Annotated in this window: 4 protein-coding genes; 1 reads left to right on the forward strand and 3 read right to left on the reverse strand. The window is 56.6% G+C overall.

The window, feature by feature from the left end:
- Window positions 1–2,409, forward strand: a 2,409-nt coding sequence (locus tag B2R48_RS15100; protein WP_297002030.1) for an Rne/Rng family ribonuclease, incomplete at its 5' end; no start/stop codon positions are given.
- An 83-nt stretch (window positions 2,410–2,492) separates the two neighbouring features.
- On the opposite strand, the gene B2R48_RS15105 is transcribed toward B2R48_RS15100, so the two are convergent.
- The 3 genes from B2R48_RS15105 to B2R48_RS15115 form a co-directional block, all read right to left on the reverse strand.
- Window positions 2,493–3,101, reverse strand: coding sequence for a hypothetical protein (locus tag B2R48_RS15105; RefSeq protein ID WP_297002032.1), 609 nt, complete (start codon window positions 3,099–3,101; stop codon window positions 2,493–2,495).
- Window positions 3,102–3,106: 5 nt separating this feature from the next.
- The gene (locus tag B2R48_RS15110; protein ID WP_297002034.1) at window positions 3,107–4,258 is read right to left on the reverse strand and encodes a pyridoxal phosphate-dependent aminotransferase; all 1,152 of its coding nucleotides are present in this window, start codon (window positions 4,256–4,258) and stop codon (window positions 3,107–3,109) included.
- Window positions 4,259–4,328: 70 nt separating this feature from the next.
- Window positions 4,329–5,139 (reverse strand): gamma-glutamyltransferase (locus tag B2R48_RS15115; RefSeq protein ID WP_297002037.1); only part of this gene is annotated, 811 nt, incomplete at its 5' end.

The raw sequence follows: 5,139 nt of genomic DNA on the forward strand, positions 1-5,139 counted from the left end.
GACAGCGGATCGGATGGTGATGACACCCCGACCGGTGGCAATGCCGCAATGTCGGCTGAAGTCGCCGAACTTGATGTTGATATCGATGCTGACACCTCGGAAGAGGACACCGGCAACGAGGTAACATCACTCGACGCAGAATCCGACGTTGAAGAAGACATTGAAGATCTTGGCGGTGATGACAGCGACGAGTTCGTCGAATCGCACAGCCGTCAGCTTCAGAAACGCTATAAAATTCAGGAAGTTATCAAACGCCGCCAGATCATTCTGGTTCAGGTCGTCAAGGAAGAGCGCGGCAACAAGGGTGCTGCACTTTCGACCTTCCTGTCCCTGGCCGGTCGTTATTGCGTTCTTATGCCCAATACCCCGCGTGGTGGCGGCATTTCGCGCAAGATCACCAATGCCAAGGACCGCAAGCGTCTGAAATCCATTCTTGCAGAGCTTGAGATTCCCGATGGCATGGCCGTCATTGTCCGGACCGCCGGTGCCGAACGGACCAAGGCCGAAATCAAGCGCGACTTCGATTACCTGATGCGTCTGTGGGATCGTATCCGCGAAACCACCCTTCAGAGCCAGGCACCGTGCCTGATTTACGAAGAAGCCGATCTGATCAAGCGTTCCATCCGTGACCTTTATGCACGTGATGTTGATGAAGTTCTGGTCGAAGGTGACGAAGGGTATCGCGTTGCTAAAGACTTCATGAAGATGCTGATGCCGTCGCATGCCAAGCGTGTGCAGCCCTATAAGGATCAGGGCGTGCCGCTGTTCCACCGTTTCCAGGTGGAAAGCCAGCTTGATGCGATGCTCAACCCGGTCGTACAGCTTAAATCCGGTGGTTATCTTGTCATCAACCCGACCGAGGCACTGGTCGCGGTTGACGTGAACTCCGGCCGTTCGACCCGTGAACGCAACATCGAAGAAACCGCTTACAAGACCAACCTTGAAGCGGCCGAAGAACTGGCACGCCAGCTGCGTCTGCGTGACCTTGCCGGTCTGATCGTTGTCGACTTTATCGACATGGAAGACCACCGCAATCAGGCATCCGTCGAACGCAAGCTTAAAGAAGCAATGCGCAACGACCGTGCCCGTCTGCAGATCGGTCGCATCAGCCCGTTTGGCCTGCTTGAAATGTCGCGTCAGCGCCTGCGCCCGTCGCTGGTGGAAAGCGCGTTTGAAGTTTGCACCCACTGCCGTGGTGTCGGCCTTGTCCGTTCGATCGAAAGTGCAGCCCTGCATCTGCTGCGCGTCATCGAGGAAGAAGGCATGCGTCGCCGTTCCGGCGCGCTGACCGTCCATGTTGCCAGTGAAGTCGCGCTTTATATCCTGAACCGCAAACGTGATTCACTTGGCGAGATCGAAAGCCGTTATGGCTTCAGCGTCATGATCTTTGGCGATGACAGTCTGATTTCGCCCGATCACCGCATCGAGCGCACCCGCGCGAAAAAGGGTGACGAAGCCGACGATGCCGCACCGGTTCTCAATACCGACAGTGTCTCGTTGACCGCGATTGAAAATCCGGTTGATACGGATGACGAAGACGACACGGAACGTAACGAAGATGACGATCAGGGCGGCAAGCGCCGTCGTCGCCGTCGTCGTCGCCGTGGCCGCAACGATGACCGCGATGATCGCAACAACGATCAGCAGCAGGATGCATCGGGCGACAGCGAGGATGCGTCTGACAACAATGATCGTAACAACAATAATGACGACGATGATGATGACAACAACCGCAAGCGCCGCCGTCGTGGCAAGCGTGGTGGTCGCCGTCGTTCGCGCCGTCAGGACTTTGACGGCAACCGCACCCGTTCACCCGCGGATGATCCGGCCCTGACGGCAGCACGCCGCAACCGCGATCACGAAGCACCGGACGGCACGGACGAAGACACCGTGATCGACGCTGATAGCGAAGGTCAGGATGCCGATAGTTTCGATCAGGAAGGTGTTCGTGCGGGGCGTTCGCGCAGCACGACTGCCCCGGCACCAGCCCGTCCGCGCCGTGATCGTAATGACAACCGCCGCAATCGTCGCGACCGCAACAACCGCCCGAACAATCGTGACGGCGACAATGACGGCAGCAACGAGCGCGATGTGAAAAACATCCCGATCCAGTCTGGTCCGGCCCCGGAAGCACCGTCGGAAGCACCGAGCGAAGCCAAACCCGAAGCAGCAAGCGCACCGGCCCCTGCCCCGGCAGAAGTCAGCGCCCCGGCACCGAAACCGGAAGCGCCGAAGGAAGATGCTCCGAAGGCTGAGGCCCCGGCAGGAAAACCGGCTGAGCCGAAAGCAGCTGAACCGGCCAAAGCCGAGAAAGCCGAACCGGCACCGGAAGCAGCCCCTGCGCCCGAGCCGGCAAAGGATGAAAAGCCGAAGCCGAAAAAACGTGGCTGGTGGAGCCTTGGTCGCTAAGACCGGCCAACAGAACAAACAAAAAAAGGGCTGCCCATCGGGCAGCCCTTTCTTCTTGTTAACAGTGTTCTCAACTAGATTTTTTATTCTTGTCTCTTATCTGAACGTATTTTCCACCTAGCACGAGTAAGAATTTCTCGGATCAGAAAGTACTCAATAAACTTTGGGCCGCTCGCCTTCAGTTGAACACTCTCGTGCAGTTTCGAATTTCCTCGGGCCAAGGGAATATCGTCGGCCTGCGATATTAAACGGAACACCACACCTAAATTCATAAGAAGAACTGCAAGCCACCAAAAAATCCCCACATTAACGACAGACCAAAACGTGCGGAAATACTGATCGTATAAAGCTTCCACCCAATTCTGGGGGCCGTCGAACCGAAGGTCCCGTGAAATTAGATATGCAGTGGTAAACTTACCTGAAAAATACAGTACAGCCAGAACCACAATCATCGTCAACCACACTCGAAACCGCAGACGTGGCACAAGTCGTGTTTTTCTCTGAAACAGGAGAACCACATTGGTAGTGAGAAGGACGTAGACAGCACCTCCTGCCAACACAAATGGAAACAAATATATGTCTGTAAAACGACCAGAAAAGGATGTGAGCCCGAGCAGCAAGCCGCCAAAAACAGTTGCCAGGAATGCTGCTTTCAACTTTGGGAACGGGTGCTTCACATCTTTTCCTTTCAACTATCTCAGCGCTTCCAGTTCTGAAGCGCCTTGACCGCGCCGATCATGGTTTCTTCGCTATGCGCGAACGAGAAACGGACATAGCCCTTGCCGCGCATCCGGTCGAAATCAGTACCGGGCGTCGTCGCGACACCGGTTTCTTCGAGCATCTGTTTGCAGAACGCCTCGCTGTCACTGGTCAGTTCGCGGACATCGGCATAAAGGTAAAACGCACCATCGGCCGGGGCGAATTTGGTGAAACCGGCCTTGGGCAGGCCATCAAGCAGGATTTCGCGATTGCGCGCATAGGCCGCGATATTGGCCTGTAGTTCGTCCTCGCAATCAAAGGCCGCCACCGCAGCCAACTGCGACAGCGCCGGGGCAGAGATAAACAGGTTCTGCTGCAGGCATTCGACCGCCCGCATCAGATCGGGCGGGACAATCGCCCAGCCCAGACGCCAGCCGGTCATGGAAAAGTATTTCGAGAAGCTGTTGATGATGATCGCTTCATCGCCGAATTCAAGCGCGGTGCATTCGGCAACATCACCAAATGAAATGCCCTGATAGATCTCGTCACTGATCAGTCGAATGCCGTTTTGACGGCAATAGGTTGCCAGTTCGCGATAGGTTTCCACATCAATCATGCTGCCCGCCGGATTGGACGGGCTGGCAACGATCAGGCCATCAACCGGTTCATCCAGGTCACGCAACATCTGAACGGTTGGCTGATAATGGGTTTCCGGCCCGGCAGGCAGATTGATCGTATCAATACCCAGCGCACTCAGAATGTTGTGATACGCCGGATAGCCGGGGGCTGCCATCGCAACACGGTCGCCCGCATCGAAGGCCGCCAAAAACGCCAGTACAAAGATCGACGACGATCCGCTGGCGACACAAACCCGCGCCGGATCGACCGAAACGTCAAACTTGGTTTTGTAATGTCCGGCAATTGCTTCGCGGAGCGGATCAATACCCATGGCGTTGGTATAGCCGATCAGATCAGACTCAAGCGCCTTGGCAGCAGCTTCACGCACCTTGCGCGGTGCCGGGGTTCCGGGCTGACCGACTTCAAGGTGGTAAACAGCCTTGCCTTCCTTTTCTCGTGCATTGGCCGCGCGCATGACGTCCATAACGATAAAGGGCGAAATCGCGCCGCGAAGGGATTGTTTCAATGCCATTTGTGGGGTCCTGACATGTGTTTAGGAACAACAGGGCAGGATGATCCCTGCCCTGTTGGGTGGTCTTTGACTATCGGGTTCCGGCCATGCCGCCGCCGACCGGGTCGGCCAGGAACTGGCAGCTTTCCGGATGGGGCGGCGTGCCTTCAAGGCATTTGATGGCATTAACCGAAGACGGGCCATCGGAATTCATCGCAATCCCAGATGCTGCACCGTTGCCAATCAGGTCTTCGGCCATGGTGGCAATCTGCTTGGTTGCCCCTGCCGGAGTACCCGTGCCAGCAATGCCGTAATAGTATTCCCAGACAAACGGGTTCACCATCAATGCCGGTCCCATCAGCGGGGTCGAAATCATGTTCGCGTCACCCGCAGCAAGGTTAAGGCCAAACGCATCCGCACCCAGCCCGGCACCAAAGGGCGTGTTCATGGTCGTCATACACGCAACCGCATTGGCCGCACGGTCAATGACAACAAAGCCACTGCGACCGGCATTAGCCTGCGCGGCCTCTGTGCCCGATGCGATATCGGCCAGATAACGGTTCAGGATATCGGCCAGTTCGCTGCCACCGGTGATCACGTTTGCGCCAGAGTTCGCGCGTGGCGGATAAGCCAGATAAAGCGTTTCGTTGCCAACCTTGACCTCGGTCGCGGTTTTCCACTGCGGACGGTAGCTGCGCATGTCATTGGCGGTCAGCGTCCCGCCAGCTGCTTGCACCGCATTGGCGATATCAGCGCCCAGTGCACCATTATAAAATTCCCCCGGCCCTTTAACGCGCAAAGAGGTCAGAAGCGCAGCAAGGTTGACCGGGCGAATGCGATCACCCACTTCAAGCATCTTGCCATCGGGCATAAAGGTTGCGCGCAGTGCGGGGCTTGCTTCG

It is taken from the genome of Thalassospira sp. UBA848, assembly GCF_002295455.1.
Classification (GTDB): Bacteria; Pseudomonadota; Alphaproteobacteria; order Rhodospirillales; family Thalassospiraceae; genus Thalassospira.

Bases quoted from the DNA above. Each gene is read 5' to 3' on its own strand.
- B2R48_RS15110 (WP_297002034.1), bottom strand. From the start codon at position 4,258: ATGGCATTGAAACAATCCCTTCGCGGCGCGATTTCGCCCTTTATCGTT.